A 16,747-nucleotide genomic window follows, 5' to 3' on the forward strand; every position below is an offset into this window, starting at 1 on the left:
GCCACCATCCCGGCCCATGCGGCAGACCCCAATCTGTGACTGGAAAACCAGAGGAGAAAACGATGCCAGCAAGAGATGTTCTGAACCAGAAGCAAATCCAAGCAAATCTGCTCCAGTTGCCGGAGTGGCGCTACGGTTTGGGTGCTTTGCGGACCGCATTTAGATGTGAATCATCCGCCAGTGCCTTGGATTTGCTTTCCACCATTGGTGGGCTGGCAGAGGAATCCAACCACCACCCTGATGTGGACTGGCGGTATGACACATTGTTCATCACGCTCACTTCGCACGATGCCGGAGACAGGGTGACGGCGCGTGACGTGACGTTGGCCCGCGCGATATCGAAGCAGGCCCAAGCCACTGGCGTCACGCCTCTCCCGGAACTCCTGCGCACAGTGGAGATAGCCATCGATACCGATGCCCCGGAAGCCATTTCGAAAGTGTGGCAAGCTGCACTGGGCTACAAGATGCGGGAAGACGGAAGCCTAACCGATCCCTATGGCAGGGGTCCGGGCATCTGGTTTCAGGAGTCCCAGAGTCCCAGCGTGAATCGTCTTCACCTGGACGTCACTGTCCCCTTCAGCGAAAGCGCCTCGACTCTGGATGCTCTGGTAAGCGTTGGTGCAACACTCGATGATGAACACGCGCCCATGTGGGTAGTGGCCACTGACGCCCAAGGCAACCGGCTGTGCATCAGTACTGAAGCCGGCCGCGGCGACTAGCGCGGCGCCCTGCCCTTACGAGGGACCCGTGGCCGGCAATCAACGGGGTCTCGTCAGGTCGAGGCCGCTGAACGTGGAGAACGTGCCGGGAAAGCGGCCCGCAGGGGTCAGCGGTGGCCCCCCGTCGGGCGCGAAGGTCGGATCCGCCGTTGATGTAAGCGGCCGTTCGAGCTTCGCGCTGGTCGGGCCCTTCCCCCGTACCTTGTGTACGAAGCAGACGGCTCGAGAATAGTCCTTGGAAGCGACACAATCACAACGCGACACCGAAGGAATCTAAGCCACCACTACACGCAGCTTCCAGACGAGGCCGATGACGCATTCCTGCGACGCTCGCACACGATCTGCGGCTTCATGATTTTCCCCGTCTCGCAGGGCAGCCTCAACCAGACTCGAGGCACATCCGCGGATCCAGCACCGATGGGACCCGACCCTCGAAGCGATCCGACGCTTCTACGACGCTGGCACGACCCGTTGACAATGAGGCAGGGGAAGACGTTTCACCGAGACAGAACCTGCTGTGACGGGCCATCCGGATTCATCCCGACACCGAACCTCACCTAAGCGAACCCAGGGGCAGTACCCAGGTTCGATTGATGAGACTCGACGGGGAGGCCGCCATCAGTACTTTGACGGACACGCGTATACGATGGCTGGACAGCTGCCGTGGGGTTGCCATCCTGCTGGTCGTCCTGCTGCATGCGGGCGAGGCCCTTCGAATAGCCGTCGGCCCGACTCCGGGCGTCGACCAGTTCAACCTCTTCCTCGAGCCGTTCCGCATGCCCGTGCTCATGTTCCTGTCCGGGATCGTGCTTCCCCAGTCGATGGCCAAGACCGGGAGGAAGTACTTCGTCGGCAAGGGCTCCAAGGTGGCCTGGCCGTACGTTCTCTGGTCGCTGATCATTCTCGCTGCAAGCGGCGACCTCAGCCCTGCGGCGGTGACCCAGGTCTTCCACAATTCGCCGACCTACCTCTGGTACCTCTGGTTCATCCTCGTCTTTTACGCCCTTGCCTATCCGCTGCGGCGCGTCCCACCGCTGCTGATCGCCGGCACCGCAGTGGGCGTGTCGTTCATGCTCACCGACGGCAGCCGCCCGGAGACCATGGCCTTTCTCTCAGCGTTTTTCTTCTTCGGGGCCTGGTGCGCCCAGCACTGGCCGGAGATCGCGGGAATCATCGGGAAGCCGTGGGTCCTTGCTGTGGCCGGCGCGGGCGCGGTGACAGTTGGTGTATTGAACGTGGCGGGTCGGGAGGTGCTGTACCAGGGGGAGTTCGCGTGGGGCGTGGCGGGGGCGCTCGTGGTCGTGTGCTGGTTCTTCCCCCGGCTCCCCGCCGGACCGGTGACCGCCGCGCTCGAATTCGTCGGACGCTACTCGATCGTGTTCTACGTCGCCCATCTCGGACCGATCATGATCACCCTCGCCCTGGCCGACGCGATCGGCTCTGCCGGGGCATGGTACGTTCTGCCGCTGTTGCTGCTGGCTGGCATCGGCGTCCCGCTCGCGCTCGCCTGGGTCTACTCAACCCGCCAGCACGTCTCGGTGACTCTCTTGTTCGAGCTGCCCGCGCTGCAGCGACGCCATGGCAAACGAACAAGCCATGGGGAACGAACAAGAAGCCTCTGAGTTAGTGCAGGAGCCCCCGAGTTCCTCAATGCTCATCACAGGTGGCATTCCTCTTTGTTGAAAATAGCTGACCGACACCCGAATCAGCGGCGTGATGGATACCGCTGCAATTCACAGGTTCCGGATCGCGAAGGCCATGGCGAAAGCCTCGGTCAGAAGCTAGAGTTGGGAACCGGTCCGGTATCACTTCGATGGACCACAGCAGAGAGGGGAGGTGTTTTTTGATGACTGTCATTGCCGTGCGCCCCGGGCGCCTTGAAACCATCAAAACAACCGCCCCCGTCTCCAGCTTCCGTACCGCATAGGGCACTGCCCGCGGAACGCCACAACACCTTGGGCCTTTGCCCGGGAGTGGCCGGTGCCAGGGGACTTTTCCCGAGGTATCACAGTGAAAAATTCTCTAGGCCACGGCCTAAACAGTCTTGTTGCATCCATGTCAATTCGCACCGGCCCAACCCTTTACGGCTACAACGCCGTCGTCGCACGCCACTTCGACGAAAACCCGCCACCTGTTTCCAGCGCGGACAATCCCTGCGAGCCCGGCCGTGTGGTGCGGGTTGACCGCAGCTTGGTCCTGGTGGCTGTGGGCATGGAACTCCTGCACCTTCCCTACCCGCTCGATGCCGGCGTGCCGGTCACGGGCGACTGGGTTTGGATAGGACCCAACCGCGCGGGTGATCGCCAGATTCTCGGCGTGCTGCCCCGGCGTTCGGAGCTCAGCCGGAAGCGCGCCTTCGAGGACTCCTCCGCCGCCCAGGTCCTGGCTGCCAACATAGACGTGATCGGCGTGGTGGTTCCTGTTGACCGGCCGCTCACGCACAACCGTCTCGAACGGACGCTCGTCGCCGCCTGGGATTCAGGCGCCGTCCCCCTGGTGATTGTCACCAAAGCGGACCTGGCGCATGTGACGGGTGACGTCGTCGGGCAGGTCATCCTGCAGGCGGCAGGTGTTGACGTGGTCACCACCTCCGCGGAGAACGGGGACGGGATCGAGGAGCTGTTGGCACATCTGCCGCCGCGCAGCACGCTTGTCCTCCTGGGGCCCTCCGGCGCAGGTAAATCCACACTGATCAACGCCCTGGTTGGCCACAACGTGCAGCACACAGGCGAAGTCCGCTCCGGCGACTTCAGGGGCAAGCACACCACCACCTCCCGGGAGCTTGTGCCGCTGGCGGACGGCACTGTCCTCATGGACACTCCCGGCGTCCGCGGGTTCGGGCTTTTCGACGCCGACGACGGGATGGAGCAGATGTTCGGGGATGTGGAGGAACTCGCCAGCCTCTGCCGGTTTTCAGATTGCGCCCATCAACTGGAACCCGGTTGCGCCGTGCAGGCGGCCCTCGCTAACGGCACACTCGAGGACCGCCGCTGGAACAACTACCTGAAACTCCAACGCGAAATGGCCGCGCTGGCCCGCCGCAAGGATGCCGCAGCCAGCCGGGCGTACCAGCGTGAATGGCACCAAAAAGTGGTCGGAGGAGGGAAATCCCAGCGTTCTGCAGAGCGCGCCAGATCAGAGCGGGAGGCGGAGCAGCGGTCAAAGCGGAAGCGGCGCTGAGCCATGCACCCGCGTGCCCCCGGAGCAGGCCCTATTGGCCCCTGCTTGCCGCTGCGCTTCAACCCCTCTTGCCGGGGCAGCGAGGTAACCGGGGTGTCGGGTAACCGGGGCGTCGGGAAAGACAGGTAGTGGCGGCCCTGGTGCCGGCTTGCCTGCAGTCGGAGGTTCTGAGTAATCGCACCAGTCGGCAGTGAACGGGGAGCGTCCAGCATGCGGCCGCTTCCACCGCCGGACGGCGCGTTCCGCAATCCGAGACCTTGTTAAGGGCGAGGAGGTCCCCCGCTCTGCTCCGATGCGCAGACGTCTCTGTGAAACCCCTCCAAAGTGAGGGGAAACAGGTCTTTCTGGTGGCCTTCAGGCTGTGCGGAACATCGTCCCCGCCTGCCATCCGCCGCCCACAGGCAACACCGCTACTGCTTCAGAGAGCGCTCTCTTGACGATGTGAGGATGCCCACATACAGTTGACCTACTTCACAGAGAGCGCTCTCTCGCCCGTCGGCGTACGTCGCTCGCACACACACAAAGGAGTGACCGTGGAATTCTCGCGACTCAGGAAAATCACCGCCCTCGCCGGCGCAGCTTCCCTGGCCCTCGTAGCCTCGGGCTGCAGCGGCGGATCGGATGAGGCGGCAAGTGCCGACAATCCCGTCAATCTGACCGTCACCACGTTCGGACAGTTCGGCTACGACGATCTGTACGCCGAATACGAAGAGCAGAACCCCGGAGTGACCATCGAGGCGACGAACATCGATGGAAGCGCCAACGCCCGCGTCGATGCATTCACCAAACTCGCGGCCGGTTCCGGCCTGAGTGACGTCGTCGCCGTCGAGGAAGGCTGGCTCGGCCAGATCATGGAGGTGTCCGACCAGTTCGTGGACCTCAACGATCACGGCGCCGCGGACATCAAGGACAACTGGGTCGACTGGAAGTTCGAGCAGGGCACCGACCCCGACGGTCGCGTCATCGGTTACGGTACCGACATCGGACCACAGGCCCTCTGCTTCAACCAGGAGCTCTTCGAAGCGGCGGGCCTGCCCACCGACCGCGAGGAAGTCGCCGAACTCTTCGGCGGCGGCAACGCGACGTGGGAGACCTACTTCGACCTGGGCCGCCAGTACAAAGAGACCACCGGAAAGGCCTGGTACGACCAGTCCGCTTTCGTCTGGAACTCGATGGTGAACCAGATGGACGAGGGCTACTACACCGCCGACGGCGAGCTGAACATCGAGGGCAACGAGGCCATGCGCGCCCAGTTCGACCTCCTCGCCGCCGGCACCGCCGACGGCCTGTCCGCCAACCAGAAGCAGTTCGACTGGGGCAAGGGCAAGGCGTTCGTGGATGGTTCCTTCGCCGTCCACGTCTGCCCCGCCTGGATGCTCGGAACCATCAAGGAACAGCTGGAGTCCGCCGGTGGCGGCGCCGAGAGCGGATGGGACGTCGCCGACGTCTTCCCCGGTGGTAGCTCCAACTGGGGAGGAGCCTTCCTCTCCGTTCCCGAGAGCTCCGAACACCCCGCCGAGGCCGCGAAGCTCGCCGCATGGCTGACGGACCCCGAACAGATGGTCAAGCAGTCCGCAGCCGCGAACAACTTCCCCAGCACGCTGGACGCCCAGGCGGAGATCGTCGAAGCAGCCGTACCGAACGAGCTCTTCAACGACGCTCCGTACGGTGAGATCTTCGCATCGCGTGCCGAAGGCGTCGTGGCCCAGTTCAAGGGCCCGGATGACTCCGTAATCCAGGAGAACGTCTTCGCGCCCGCGCTGAAGATCCTGGACAACGGCACGGGTACGGCCGATGAGGCCTGGAACGAAGCCATCACGCTTCTCAACGACCTCGTCGTCAACAACTAGCAACACCCGGCCGCGGGGCCTCCGGCACCACCGGAGGCCCCCATGGAGTCTGGAACCCTCATGACCACGACACTGAACCGCCCGGCAGCCAGCAGTCCTGCCCCGGCGAAACCGACCCTCACCTTCCGTCAGCGACTGAACGTCCTCGACATGAAGGGCTCGCCCTACCTTTACATCGCACCGTTCTTCGTCCTCTTCGCCCTGGTGGGCCTGTTCCCTCTCGGCTATACCTTCTTCGTCTCGCTGTTCGACTGGCACCTGCTCAAGGGGCAGGGCGAGTTCGTGGGCCTGCGGAACTTCCAGGAAGTCCTCCAGGACCGCTTCTTCTGGAACTCGCTGTTCAACACGATGAGCATCTTCCTGCTCTCGACCATTCCGCAGCTGATCGTCGCCACTGCCATAGCGGCCGTGCTGGACCAGAACCTCCGTGGTAGGACGTTCTGGCGCATGAGCATCCTGCTCCCCTACATCGTGACGCCCGTCGCCGTCGCCCTGATCTTTTCGAACATGTTCGGCGAGCAGTACGGGCTGATCAACAACATCCTGGCGAGCTTTGGGATCGACCGGATCCTGTGGACGAACGAGACGCTGCCAAGCCACATCGCGATCGCCACCATGGTGAACTGGCGCTGGACCGGATACAACGCACTGATCCTGCTGGCAGCCATGCAGGCGGTGCCCCGCGACATCTACGAGTCCGCCGCGATCGACGGTGCCGGAGCCTTCCGCCGCTTCTTCAGCATCACGCTGCCGAGCATCCGGCCCACCATGATCTTCGTGGTGATCACCGCCACCATCGGTGGGCTGCAGATCTTCACCGAACCCCGCCTGTTCGATCCGCGGACGGCAGGCGGAACCGGACGCCAGTTCCAGACCACCGTGCTCTACCTCTGGGACATGGCCTTCCAGCGGTCGAACTTCGGCAAGGCGGCCACCATCGCGTGGCTCCTGTTCCTCATCATCATCCTGTTCGGCCTCGTGAACTACCTGATCTCACGGAGGATCGCCACCACCGGCGACGGGCGCGGACCGGGCGGGGGTGCCGATAGCCGCCGACGCAAGCGGTCCACCGCTCCCGCCGTCGTGCTTCCCGCCGTGGGCCCCCAGCCGCCGGCACCCGCTGCCGAACCGGCACCCGAATCCGCCGGATCGGCCGGCGCCCCCGCAGCTACGAACCCGAGGAGAGCGCGATGACCGCCATCGACACCAGGCCGCGCACGGAAGCGAGCACGCCGGGCGGCCGAGCACGCTCCCTGCGCCGGGGCCTGTTCGGCAACGGGCGCCGACCCGGGTTCCTCACCTACGGGCTGCTGTTCGCCTTCTTCCTGGCCTCGGCGTACCCGCTCTGGTGGTCCGTGATCATCGGCAGCCGATCCAACGAGGCACTCGGTCAGACCTGGCCTCCGCTTTTCCCGGGAGGAAACTTTTGGACCAACGTCGGCGAGGTCTTCGACACCATCCCGTTCTGGCTCGCGCTCGGGAACAGTGTGCTGATCTCGGGGATCATCACGGTGTCGGTCGTCGGGTTCTCCACGCTGGCCGGCTATTCCTTCGCGAAGCTCCGCTTCCGCGGCCGGAACGGCCTCATGGTCGCCGTCGTCGCCACCATGGCCATCCCGACCCAGCTCGGCATCATCCCGCTGTTCATGCTCATGCGCACGCTGGGCTGGACCGGCGAGATCGGCGCCGTGGTCATCCCCACGCTCGTCACGGCATTCGGTGTCTTCTTCATGCGCCAGTACCTCGTGGATGTCATTCCCGACGAGCTCATCGAATCCGCCCGCATGGACGGCGCATCCATGATCTCCACGTTCTGGCACGTGGCGCTCCCCGCCGCGCGCCCGGCCATGGCGATCCTGGGCCTGTTCACCTTCATGACGGCGTGGACCGACTTCCTCTGGCCCCTGCTGGTGCTCGACGCCGGCAACCCCACCCTGCAGACGGCGCTCAGCCAGCTGCAGTCGGCCCGCTACGTGGACTATTCGATCGTCCTCGCCGGCGCGGTCCTGGCCACCCTCCCGCTGCTGGTGCTCTTCGCCGTTGCGGGCCGTCAACTCATATCCGGAATCATGCAAGGAGCAGTGAAGGGCTAATGCCACCAACACACCACCCCGCCAGCAGCGGAACCACCCAGCGGACCTGGCCGGAAGGCTTCATCTGGGGCTCGGCCACCGCCGCCGCCCAGGTCGAGGGGGCCAGCCACGAGGGCGGCAAGGAGGACTCAGTGTGGGATGCCTTCGCCCGCGTGCCCGGTGCCATCGCCAACGGCGACACCCCGAAGGACGCCGTGCAGCACTACCACCGCATGCCGGAGGACGTCGCGATCATGAAGGAGCTGGGCCTGGGTTCCTACCGCTTCTCGACCAGCTGGTCCCGCGTGCGCCCCGGCGGCAGGGCAGCCAACGCGGAGGGGCTCGACTTCTACTCGCGGCTCGTGGACGAACTCCTCGACGCGGGCGTCCTGCCCTGGCTCACCCTCTACCACTGGGACCTTCCACAAGCGCTCGAAGACAGGGGAGGCTGGGCCAACCGGGATACGGCCTACCGTTTCGTGGACTACGCCAACGACGTCTACTCGGCGCTGGGCGACCGGGTGCGGCACTGGACCACCTTTAACGAACCGTTCTGCTCTTCGCTGCTGGGCTACGCAGCGGGTGTGCACGCCCCGGGGCGCCAGGAGCCCGCCGCCGCGGTTGCGGCCATCCACCACCAGCACCTGGCGCACGGCCTCGTGGTCAACGAACTCCGGGCGCGCGGCGCCCAGAACCTCGGCATCACCCTTAACCTGAGCAACGCGATTCCCCGCGATGCGTCCGACCCGGTGGACCTCGACGCGGCGCGGCGCTTCGATTCGCTGCAGAACCGGATCTTCCTGGACCCGATCCTGCGGGGCGCCTACCCGGAGGATACGCTGGCGGATCTGGAGCAGTTCGGCATCCGGGAGGTCATTCGGCCCGGGGACCTCGACGTGATCGGGACGCCGCTGGATTTCCTGGGCGTCAACCACTACCACGACGACCTGATCAGCGGGCACCCCACGACCGAGCACGGCGACGGCCACGCCGGTGGCGCGTCCCGCCCGACGTCCTCGTGCTGGATCGGCTCGGAGGACATCACCTTTCCCAGCCGCGGCCTGCCGCGCACCGCCATGGACTGGGAGGTCAACCCGGACGGGCTGCGCAAGCTGCTCGTGCGCCTCGGCGAGGAATACACCACCCTTCCGCCGCTCTACATCACAGAGAACGGAGCTGCGTACGAGGACCTCGTCAGCAGCGACGGCGCGGTGCACGACACCGAGCGCACCCGGTACATCCTTGAGCACATCAACGCCGTCGGCCAGGCCCTCGACCAGGGGGCCGATGTCCGCGGTTACTTTGTATGGTCGCTGCTCGATAACTTCGAATGGTCCTGGGGCTACGGGAAACGCTTCGGCATCGTGCGCGTGGACTACGACACCCTCGAACGCACCATCAAGGACAGCGGCCACGCCTACGCCGGCGTCGTCGCCGCAGCGAAGGCGGCTGACCTCACACCGACGAGCGCCTAAAGTAGCCTTCACAGCTTCCCTTTCGATGTTCCGGAGATGACGATGACGCAGGACACCAACGGGCCCCGGCCGGTACCCACCCTTGAGATGGTGGCTGCCCTGGCCGGGGTGTCGAGGGCCACGGTGTCCCGCGTCGTCAATAATTCCCCGAGCGTTGATCCGGAGCTCGCGCAGACCGTGAGGAAGGCCATCCTCGCGCTCGATTACACGCCCAACCGCGCCGCGCGCTCCCTGGCGAAGCGCCGTGCGGGCGCGGTCACGCTCATTGTCTCCGAGTCGACGGCGAAGGTGTTCGCCGACCCGTTCTTCGCCTCCGTCGTGCAGGGCATCGCCCTTTACCTCACCGACACCGAGTACACCCTGAACATGGTGATCGCCTCGGAATCCAAGCCGGAAAAGACGCGCAGCTTCCTGCTCGGAGGAAACGTCGACGGCGTGCTGGTCGTCTCCCACCACAGCGGTGATCATTCGTGGACGCATTTGTCCGGATCGCTGCCCATGGTGTTCGCCGGCCGCCCCCTGGTGGGCGGCACGGAGAGCTACTATGTCGACGTCGACAACGAGCACGCGGCCTACACCGCCACGCGCCTGCTGACCGAGGCGGGCCGCCGTCACGTTGGCACGATCGCCGGCCCGCAGGACATGCCCCCCGGCATCGACCGGCTCGCAGGGTGGCGGACGGCCGTGCGGGAGGCCGGGCTGGGGGAAGGGCTCGTCGAAGTCGGTGACTTCACCCTCACCTCGGGGGCGCGTGCGATGCACCGGCTCCTGGACCGCGGCGCTCCCATCGACGCCGTCTTCGCGGCGAACGACCAGATGGCGGCCGGGGCATACACCGCAATCCAGGGCCGCGGCCTGCGCATCCCGGAAGACATCGCCGTCGTCGGCTTCGACGACGATTCCTTCGCGACCTCTGTGACACCGGCGCTGACCACCGTGCACCACCCCATCGTTGAACTTGGCAAGAAGATGGCGGAAACCCTCGTCAACCTGATCGAGGGAAAGCCGACCGATCGTACGACGAGGATGCCCACCTCGCTCGTGATCCGTGACTCTGTATAGCGATTCCGAATAGCGACTCCGGATTGCGCGGTCGGGACAGCCGCGCTGAGCATCGTTGCCGCATCGGGCCCTCGGCGCGCCCATGGTGGGTGGGCCGTCACCTTCTGACCGAAAGGCCTTTCCCGATGCTTCCAGCTCCCGTGAGCACCGCTGCCCCGTCCTCCGCAACCGGCCGCCGGATCCGCTGGGGTGTCGTGGCAACGGGCTCGATCGCCGCCCGCGTGGTGCATGACCTCGCACTGCTCGATGACGCCGTCCTCCAGGCCGTCAGCTCCCGCACCGAAGAGTCCGCCCGGGCCTTCGCTCTACGTTTCGGCTTCGCCACCGCCTATTCGGACGCGGACGGATGGACCGGCTACCAGCACCTCTTCGCCGACCCTGCCGTCGACGTCGTCTACATCGCCACGCCGCACGCGCACCACCACGCCGTCGCACTGGCTGCCCTCACCGCGGGCAAGCACGTGCTGTGCGAGAAGCCCCTAGCCATGAACGCCAGGCAGGCCGCCGAACTCGCCGAACTCGCCGCGGAACGCGAACTGTTCCTCATGGAGGCCGTCTGGACACGCTTCCTGCCCAGCTTCCGCCGTGCCATGAAGATCCTGCGCTCCGGTGAGATCGGACAGCCACGCTGGCTGCAGGCCGACCTTGGCTTCGCCGCGCCCTTCGACCCTGACTCCCGGATCTGGGACCCGGCGGCCGGCGGCGGGGCCCTGCTGGACCTGGCGGTTTATCCGTTGACGTGGGCGCTTGGCGCACTCGGTGAGCCCAGTGCCCTGACCGCCCGCGGCGCACTCACTGAGCACGGCATCGACCTGCACAATGCCCTCACCCTCACCTACGAGGGCGGCGCGCACGCGCAGCTCACCACCTCGATCGGTGCCGACGGTCCCAGCGCTGTCACCGTCGGAGGCTCCGACGGCTGGTTGCGCTCCTCCGCTCCCCTGTTCAACCCCGCCGAACTCCTCATCCAGCCCAGACAGGGCACGCTGCGAACGGAACGCTTCGAAGTCTTCGGCAACGGCTTCAGCTACGAACTGCGCGAAGTAACGCGCTGCCTTCAGGCAGGACTGACCGAGAGCCCGTTCATGCCACCTGCCGAATCGGTCCGCATGATAAAACTGCTCGACGAGGCACGCCGCCAAATGGGGTTGCACTACCCAACCGACACCGAACCGGTCCCGGCGCACTCCTAGGCGACACCACTGACTCCCCGGGAGGTGCTCTCAGTGCCACTCGACCAGCGGTTCTCCTCGAGCACCGGGAGAACCGTGCCGCAACGATGATCGCTAGTGACGATCCCCACCGCGCCAGAAACATACGTTCTGCCGACGTGATGCCGACATGAGCGAGAAGGATCCTCGTTCGTGGTTCGAACAGTCCAAAGGCGAAATTGCGCGCCGATTCGCGGAGTCATCACCATGCTCCCAGCGCTCACACCGACCCAGACGGTGTCCGTGAGGGACGGCAGCAGATCTGCCAGACCCAACTGCCGCATCCAATGCGCGAGGTAAATTGCCTCTCCCCCATCAACCAGGAGAACATCTGCTTCCAGCACCCAGGGCAGCCAGCGGCTTTTTGCGATGCTTGGCAACGCCGTCGGCTCCAGAACGCCGACTGACTTCCAGCCCAGCTCGAGCAGACCCTGATGGCCCGGCACCGCCACGATATGACCCAGCGTCGACACTTGTGCGCCCGCAATTCGGTGCAGCCGCCAACCTTCCCACAGTGCCAATTCACGGGTATACCGTACTCAGAGTTGGAGACTTGGCCGGTCTGAGCTTGGAATCGCTACACCAGTCTGGTGACGAGACTGACGTGGCTAGTCACGGGGAGCTACACGGACCACCAACCAATTCTGCTAGATCGGCTCATTAACCCACCAAACGCGTGCCTGTTATCTCGCGCCACAGTTGCGTCATCAGTGTCTCCATCGCGGACTCGCATCTTCCCAGTTCCTGAGGCTTGCTGTTGCCCTGCTGTTTTTGACCGGGGCTAGGGGGCCACGAATCCGTCTCAGGATAACGGGCTAAGAGATGGCGTCAGCGGCGGTGACTCGTACTGTTGCGGCCGTCGCGCACCGACACATTCACACAAGCTCACACATCAACCGTGCGGCTGGTCTCTATTGGTGTAAGCCCTCAAACGGGAGGACTCTGAGCGATTCGGACGTCTAGAACCGACGCGAGAATGACCGTTCTGCGACGCGCGCAGCGCGAGCGGAGCTACGAAAACAGAACAAGCAATTGACCAGCCGGTCTTACACCGTCCTTAGAAAGGATCAATTCATGCCAACGTACAAAATCGGGTATATTGTTGGGAGCCTAGCCAGTGGCTCCATCAACCGTATCCTCGCGAAGGCTTTGATCAAACTCGCCCCGGAGGGCTTCGAGTTCACCGAAATTCCCATCAAATACCTCCCTCTTTACAACTACGACTATGATGCGGATTTCCCGCTCGAGGGCAAGGCGTTGAAAGCAGCCATCGAGGCCTCTGACGGCATACTTTTTGTCTCTCCGGAATACAATCGATCCATTCCCGGAGCATTGAAAAATGCTATCGACTGGGGATCCCGCCCTTGGGGGGAAAATTCTTTTGCGCAGAAGCCCACCGGCATCATCGGCGCTTCTCCGGGCAACATCGGTACAGCCGTGATGCAGTCCTCCATGCGGGCAGTGCTGAGCTTCTTGGACGCACCGCAACTGAATTCCCCCGAGGCTTACGTGAAGTTTAACGCCGACGATTTCGGTAACGACGGAGAAGTCAAGGACGAGTCCCTGGCCGATTTCCTACAGTATTACATGAACGAATACGGTGCGTTCGTACAGCGAGTCCTTGCCTCTAACGCACCTGGTCACTTTGGAGATGATGAGTTGGAAGCGTCCCTTGGCCCCTCCCGTTGAGCAAGCAGCCCTGCCCGCTGGAGGTAGCCCAGATAATGATCCACCCTGCACAAGTCGCCTGCCGGTAGTAGGACAAACCCCCAGTATGGCGGAATATCCACTGAATGGTGGCGGGGATCATCACCGAGCGGGCATATCGCCGGGTAAGTAATCGGTGCAGTGGTGCCGGTGATCAGCGGCAAGCCGCGAAAGCTTTCAAACAAGATCACCGGCACCGTGTTCCGGACTATTAGGCCAAGGTGTTAGTGCCCCTGGCTGCCTGTTCGTGAGCCTCAATGAGGCGCAAACATCATTAACCGCTCCTATTCGACAAGCTTGCCTGCAGTAGAGACATCGCGGATGTACTCCACGATCTCTGCGGGGACCTCCGGGATTGTTTGGTGGACGATACCGGCATTTGGGGACCAGATGAGGTTCACCTGCAGCGCGGGGTCCAGTTCAGGGTAATCGCTGCGGTTATGGCAACCACGCGTTTCACGACGTTCCAATGCGGACTCTAGGGTCGCCCGGGCAGCGAGTGCCGCAGATTTGAGGTCGAAGGCGTGAGCGAGGTCCTGGAAGCCTGCGATATCAGGATGGATGCCGATGTCCTGTATCCGTTCCTCGATAATGGCAAGTTCTTTGAGGCCTTCTTTGAGCCCATTCTCGTCTCGTACGACGCCTGCGTGCTCCGTCATCGTGTCCCGGATGGCTCGTTGGAGGGCCCGCACATTCTCTGTACCGTCAGCAGCGAGCAAGCCATCAACTTCGGTGCGTGCCTCGCCCACAGCCGGCGCTGAACGGCGATGCGCGGAGAGCCCCGCAGAGTATTCAGCCGCAGCCTGCCCGGCGATCCGACCGAAGACCAGCAGCTCTATGAGGGAGTTGCCGCCCAGGCGGTTTGCTCCGTGTAGCCCGCTCGACGCCTCACCGATCGCATAGAGACCCTCAACGTCCGAGCGGTGGTCTTCTGGCCGCACTAAAACACCACCCATTGAATAGTGTGCTGTAGGTGCAATTTCGATGGGCTCCTTGGTGATGTCGAGCATCTGTAGTTCCATCATGGTCTGGTAGACGCGCGGCAGTCGGTTCATGATGGTCTCGCGCGGAAGGTGTGAAACGTCGAGCCAGACGCCGCCCTTCTTGGTGCCGCGCCCTTCTTTTATCTCGGTGTATGCCGCAAGTGCCACTCGGTCGCGCGTGGACAACTCCATCCGCTCGGAGTCGTAACGTTTCATGAAGCGCTCGCCAAGGGAATTTCGGAGAATGCCACCTTCACCGCGGGCCGCTTCGGAGATAAGAGTCCCTGCAGCGTTTTCTGGCTCGATGATGCCAGAAGGATGAAACTGGACCAGCTCGGCGTCCCGCAGTCGCGCGCCTGCTTCGACGGCAAGGCGGAATGAGTCGCCAGTGTTTTCGTCGCGGCGTGAGGACGTGCGCCGCCAAATGCGGTTGTGCCCGCCAGCAGCAAGGATCACTGCGTCGGCGTGGATGAGGTAGCGGGTGCCGTCGTTCAGGTCGAAGCCATAGGCACCGAATATGACATTATCTTCGGTGAGGAGACGGGTGACGTAGAACGAATCAAGCACTGGGATCTTAAGTTCTTCAGCTCGCCTGACCAGCGTTCGCTGGATCTCAAGCCCGGTGTAATCACCCGCGAAAGCAGTTCGTCGATAGCTATGGGCGCCGAAGAAGCGCTGCGAAATGCGGCCGTCCTCCTCACGGGCAAAGGGCATGCCATACCGCTCGAGGTCGCGGATGCCTTGCGCGGCCCCTCGGGTCACAATCTCCACAGTGTGCGGGTCGGCGAGGTAGTAGCTCTCCTTGAGGGTGTCGGCGGCGTGTTGCTGCCAGGAGTCTTCGGCGTCCATAGTGCCAAGCGCCGCGTTGATTCCGCCCGCTGCGAGAGAAGTGTGTGCGTCTTGGCGCGGTCGTTTACCGACGGCGAGTACATCCACTCCGCTCTCGGCAAGTTCAATGGCAGCTCGCAGGCCTGATCCCCCCGTTCCAATCACGAGGACGGAGGTGGATATACGGTGTTCTGAGATTGTCATAGTGGTGTGGTCCTTCGGTGAGGCGGCATGGCTGCATGCGCGCGAGGTTGGTTCGACAGAGTGAAGTCGCTGCCCCTGGTGGTAGGGGTTACCGGATCCTTTGAATCACAGGAGATTGAAACTCCAGGCCAGGGCGCGGGGGGAGCTTTCCACTTCGTGGCAGCTGGCTCGAGGCGGCGACGTGGTGGCTCATGGCCAACAATCTGTTCACAACGCCATGGCTAAGGACGCCAGTTCCGCCGACAAGAATAATATTCATCAAGAGAGGTTCCTTTCTGTTACTGCTGTGAGCCACTCATCGAAGCTCTGTTTCGTGGTTCTGGTGTCACCGGAGGCCAGCAGACTGCCACCGCGCCTAGCCTTGCCTGCGACCCCAGGCATTGAGACGGAGAACAGCGGATCAGATTCACCAATGGCGCGGGCATAGCCGCGCACCATATCAGCCATGTACACCTCGCAAGGGCCAGCCAAATCCGGTTCCAGGCCCCTCGGGCCGGTTTCAGCGATACGGATGAGCTCGACGGCCACTTCGGCGGTGGCGACGGGCTGGACACGCATCTTTGGGGAGATGAGAAAGCCGGCGATGGTGCCTCGGCTAACGGTCTGCTCCGCGCATTCGTGGAGCTGGGTGCAACGGAGCATCGACCAGGGGTGTTTTGAGGAGGTGACGATCTTCTTCTGGACCGTTTTGCCCGCGTAGTAGCCCGATGGGTAGTCGCGAGCACCGATGATCGACAATGCCACATGATGAGGAACCCCTGCTAGACGTTCAACGACAAGGAGGTTCTCAGTCGTTGTTTCGAAGAACGTAACGACCTTCCTGGTCGACAGAGTCGCGACGAGACGAGGTCAATGACGGCATCGAACCCCACGAGTCGCTTAGAAAGGCCATCTGCGGCCATCAGGTCGACGCCTCCACTGCGACTAAGAACGCAAACCACGTGCCCGGCATCCCGGGCGAGAGAAACGACATGCCGACCCACCGCGCCGTTGCCCCCGGCGACAGCAAACTTCATTTCTTGTTGTCCCTAGCGAAGCGGGTTTTGCGGGTGGGAAACAGCAAAAGGATGCCGAGGACCGCACTGATCGCGAGACTTAGTACTGTTCCTATAATGTCCACGACTGTGCCGGCAAGATGACTTATGTGATACGCAAAGTGGAGGACACCGAACACGGTCCACCCCAAGCCAGCGATCCGACCGATGACCGCGGTTTTTGAGAAGAAACCGGCGATGCTAATCGAGGTTAAGGCAAGGTAGAGGCTCCCAACGTCACGGATGAGATGCTCATTCTCTGCACCATCAATGCTGATCCAGCGCAGACCGAAACCAGGGAAGGATTCGTAAAAGGCGTGCGGGAAGAACTGCGCCCATACGCCTACGTAGAGGCCAACGACCACGGTTGCGGCAAGCACCGAGCGGCGGTAAGAAGTATTCACACCTATTAGGACAACGCA

15 protein-coding genes are annotated in these 16,747 nt (G+C 63.3%); 11 read left to right on the top strand and 4 right to left on the bottom strand.

What is annotated here, in order from left to right; genetic code table 11:
- Positions 1–62: 62 nt before the first annotated feature.
- The 10 genes from AC4D2R_RS09645 (at position 63) to AC4D2R_RS09690 (ending at position 11,551) form a co-directional block, all read left to right on the top strand.
- Positions 63–719 carry a 4a-hydroxytetrahydrobiopterin dehydratase gene (locus tag AC4D2R_RS09645; RefSeq protein WP_490939669.1) on the top strand — a complete coding sequence of 219 codons (657 nt, stop codon included), beginning with the start codon at positions 63–65 and terminating at the stop codon, positions 717–719.
- Between the two features lie 204 nt (positions 720–923).
- On the top strand, positions 924–1,280 hold the full coding sequence (locus AC4D2R_RS09650; protein WP_490939671.1) for a DUF6994 family protein: 357 nt from the start codon (positions 924–926) through the stop codon (positions 1,278–1,280).
- A gap of 32 nt (positions 1,281–1,312) precedes the next feature.
- The gene (locus AC4D2R_RS09655) at positions 1,313–2,341 is read left to right on the top strand and encodes an acyltransferase family protein (protein ID WP_490939673.1); all 1,029 of its coding nucleotides are present in this window, start codon (positions 1,313–1,315) and stop codon (positions 2,339–2,341) included.
- Between the two features lie 433 nt (positions 2,342–2,774).
- Positions 2,775–3,899 (top strand): ribosome small subunit-dependent GTPase A, encoded by a 1,125-nt coding sequence (gene rsgA, locus AC4D2R_RS09660; RefSeq protein WP_490939675.1) that lies wholly within the window; start codon positions 2,775–2,777, stop codon positions 3,897–3,899.
- 533 nt (positions 3,900–4,432) lie between these two features.
- Positions 4,433–5,749 carry an ABC transporter substrate-binding protein gene (locus AC4D2R_RS09665; protein ID WP_490939677.1) on the top strand — a complete coding sequence of 439 codons (1,317 nt, stop codon included), beginning with the start codon at positions 4,433–4,435 and terminating at the stop codon, positions 5,747–5,749.
- Positions 5,750–5,809: 60 nt separating this feature from the next.
- On the top strand, positions 5,810–6,943 hold the full coding sequence (locus AC4D2R_RS09670; protein ID WP_490939679.1) for a carbohydrate ABC transporter permease: 1,134 nt from the start codon (positions 5,810–5,812) through the stop codon (positions 6,941–6,943).
- Complete coding sequence (locus tag AC4D2R_RS09675) at positions 6,940–7,842, top strand: carbohydrate ABC transporter permease (RefSeq protein ID WP_490939681.1); 903 nt, start codon at positions 6,940–6,942, stop codon at positions 7,840–7,842. The genes AC4D2R_RS09670 and AC4D2R_RS09675 overlap by 4 nt, the downstream gene beginning before the upstream one ends.
- The gene (locus AC4D2R_RS09680; protein ID WP_490939683.1) at positions 7,842–9,296 is read left to right on the top strand and encodes a GH1 family beta-glucosidase; all 1,455 of its coding nucleotides are present in this window, start codon (positions 7,842–7,844) and stop codon (positions 9,294–9,296) included. Before AC4D2R_RS09675 ends, AC4D2R_RS09680 begins: the two co-directional genes overlap by 1 nt.
- A 42-nt stretch (positions 9,297–9,338) precedes the next feature.
- On the top strand, positions 9,339–10,358 hold the full coding sequence (locus AC4D2R_RS09685; RefSeq protein ID WP_490939829.1) for a LacI family DNA-binding transcriptional regulator: 1,020 nt from the start codon (positions 9,339–9,341) through the stop codon (positions 10,356–10,358).
- Positions 10,359–10,483: 125 nt separating this feature from the next.
- Positions 10,484–11,551 (top strand): Gfo/Idh/MocA family protein, encoded by a 1,068-nt coding sequence (locus AC4D2R_RS09690; protein ID WP_490939685.1) that lies wholly within the window; start codon positions 10,484–10,486, stop codon positions 11,549–11,551.
- On the opposite strand, the gene AC4D2R_RS09695 is transcribed toward AC4D2R_RS09690, so the two are convergent.
- Positions 11,548–12,042, bottom strand: a complete 495-nt coding sequence (locus tag AC4D2R_RS09695; protein WP_490939831.1) for a Type 1 glutamine amidotransferase-like domain-containing protein — start codon at positions 12,040–12,042, stop codon at positions 11,548–11,550. The two genes, AC4D2R_RS09690 and AC4D2R_RS09695, sit on opposite strands and share 4 nt — an antisense overlap.
- 601 nt (positions 12,043–12,643) lie before the next feature.
- Here AC4D2R_RS09695 and AC4D2R_RS09700 point away from each other — a divergent pair.
- Positions 12,644–13,258 carry an NADPH-dependent FMN reductase gene (locus AC4D2R_RS09700; RefSeq protein WP_490939687.1) on the top strand — a complete coding sequence of 205 codons (615 nt, stop codon included), beginning with the start codon at positions 12,644–12,646 and terminating at the stop codon, positions 13,256–13,258.
- A gap of 302 nt (positions 13,259–13,560) precedes the next feature.
- Here the strand turns inward: AC4D2R_RS09700 and AC4D2R_RS09705 are convergent, their stop codons facing one another.
- From AC4D2R_RS09705 to AC4D2R_RS09715, 3 genes are all read right to left on the bottom strand, one after another.
- Positions 13,561–15,291, bottom strand: a complete 1,731-nt coding sequence (locus AC4D2R_RS09705) for an L-aspartate oxidase (protein ID WP_490939689.1) — start codon at positions 15,289–15,291, stop codon at positions 13,561–13,563.
- A 258-nt stretch (positions 15,292–15,549) separates the two neighbouring features.
- On the bottom strand, positions 15,550–16,029 hold the full coding sequence (locus AC4D2R_RS09710; protein WP_490939691.1) for an SDR family oxidoreductase: 480 nt from the start codon (positions 16,027–16,029) through the stop codon (positions 15,550–15,552).
- Positions 16,030–16,303: 274 nt separating this feature from the next.
- A complete protein-coding gene (locus AC4D2R_RS09715; RefSeq protein ID WP_490939693.1) occupies positions 16,304–16,729 on the bottom strand; it encodes a hypothetical protein in 426 nt (141 codons plus the stop codon).
- Positions 16,730–16,747: the final 18 nt, after the last annotated feature.

Source organism: Arthrobacter sp. TJ-217 (genome assembly GCF_058269255.1).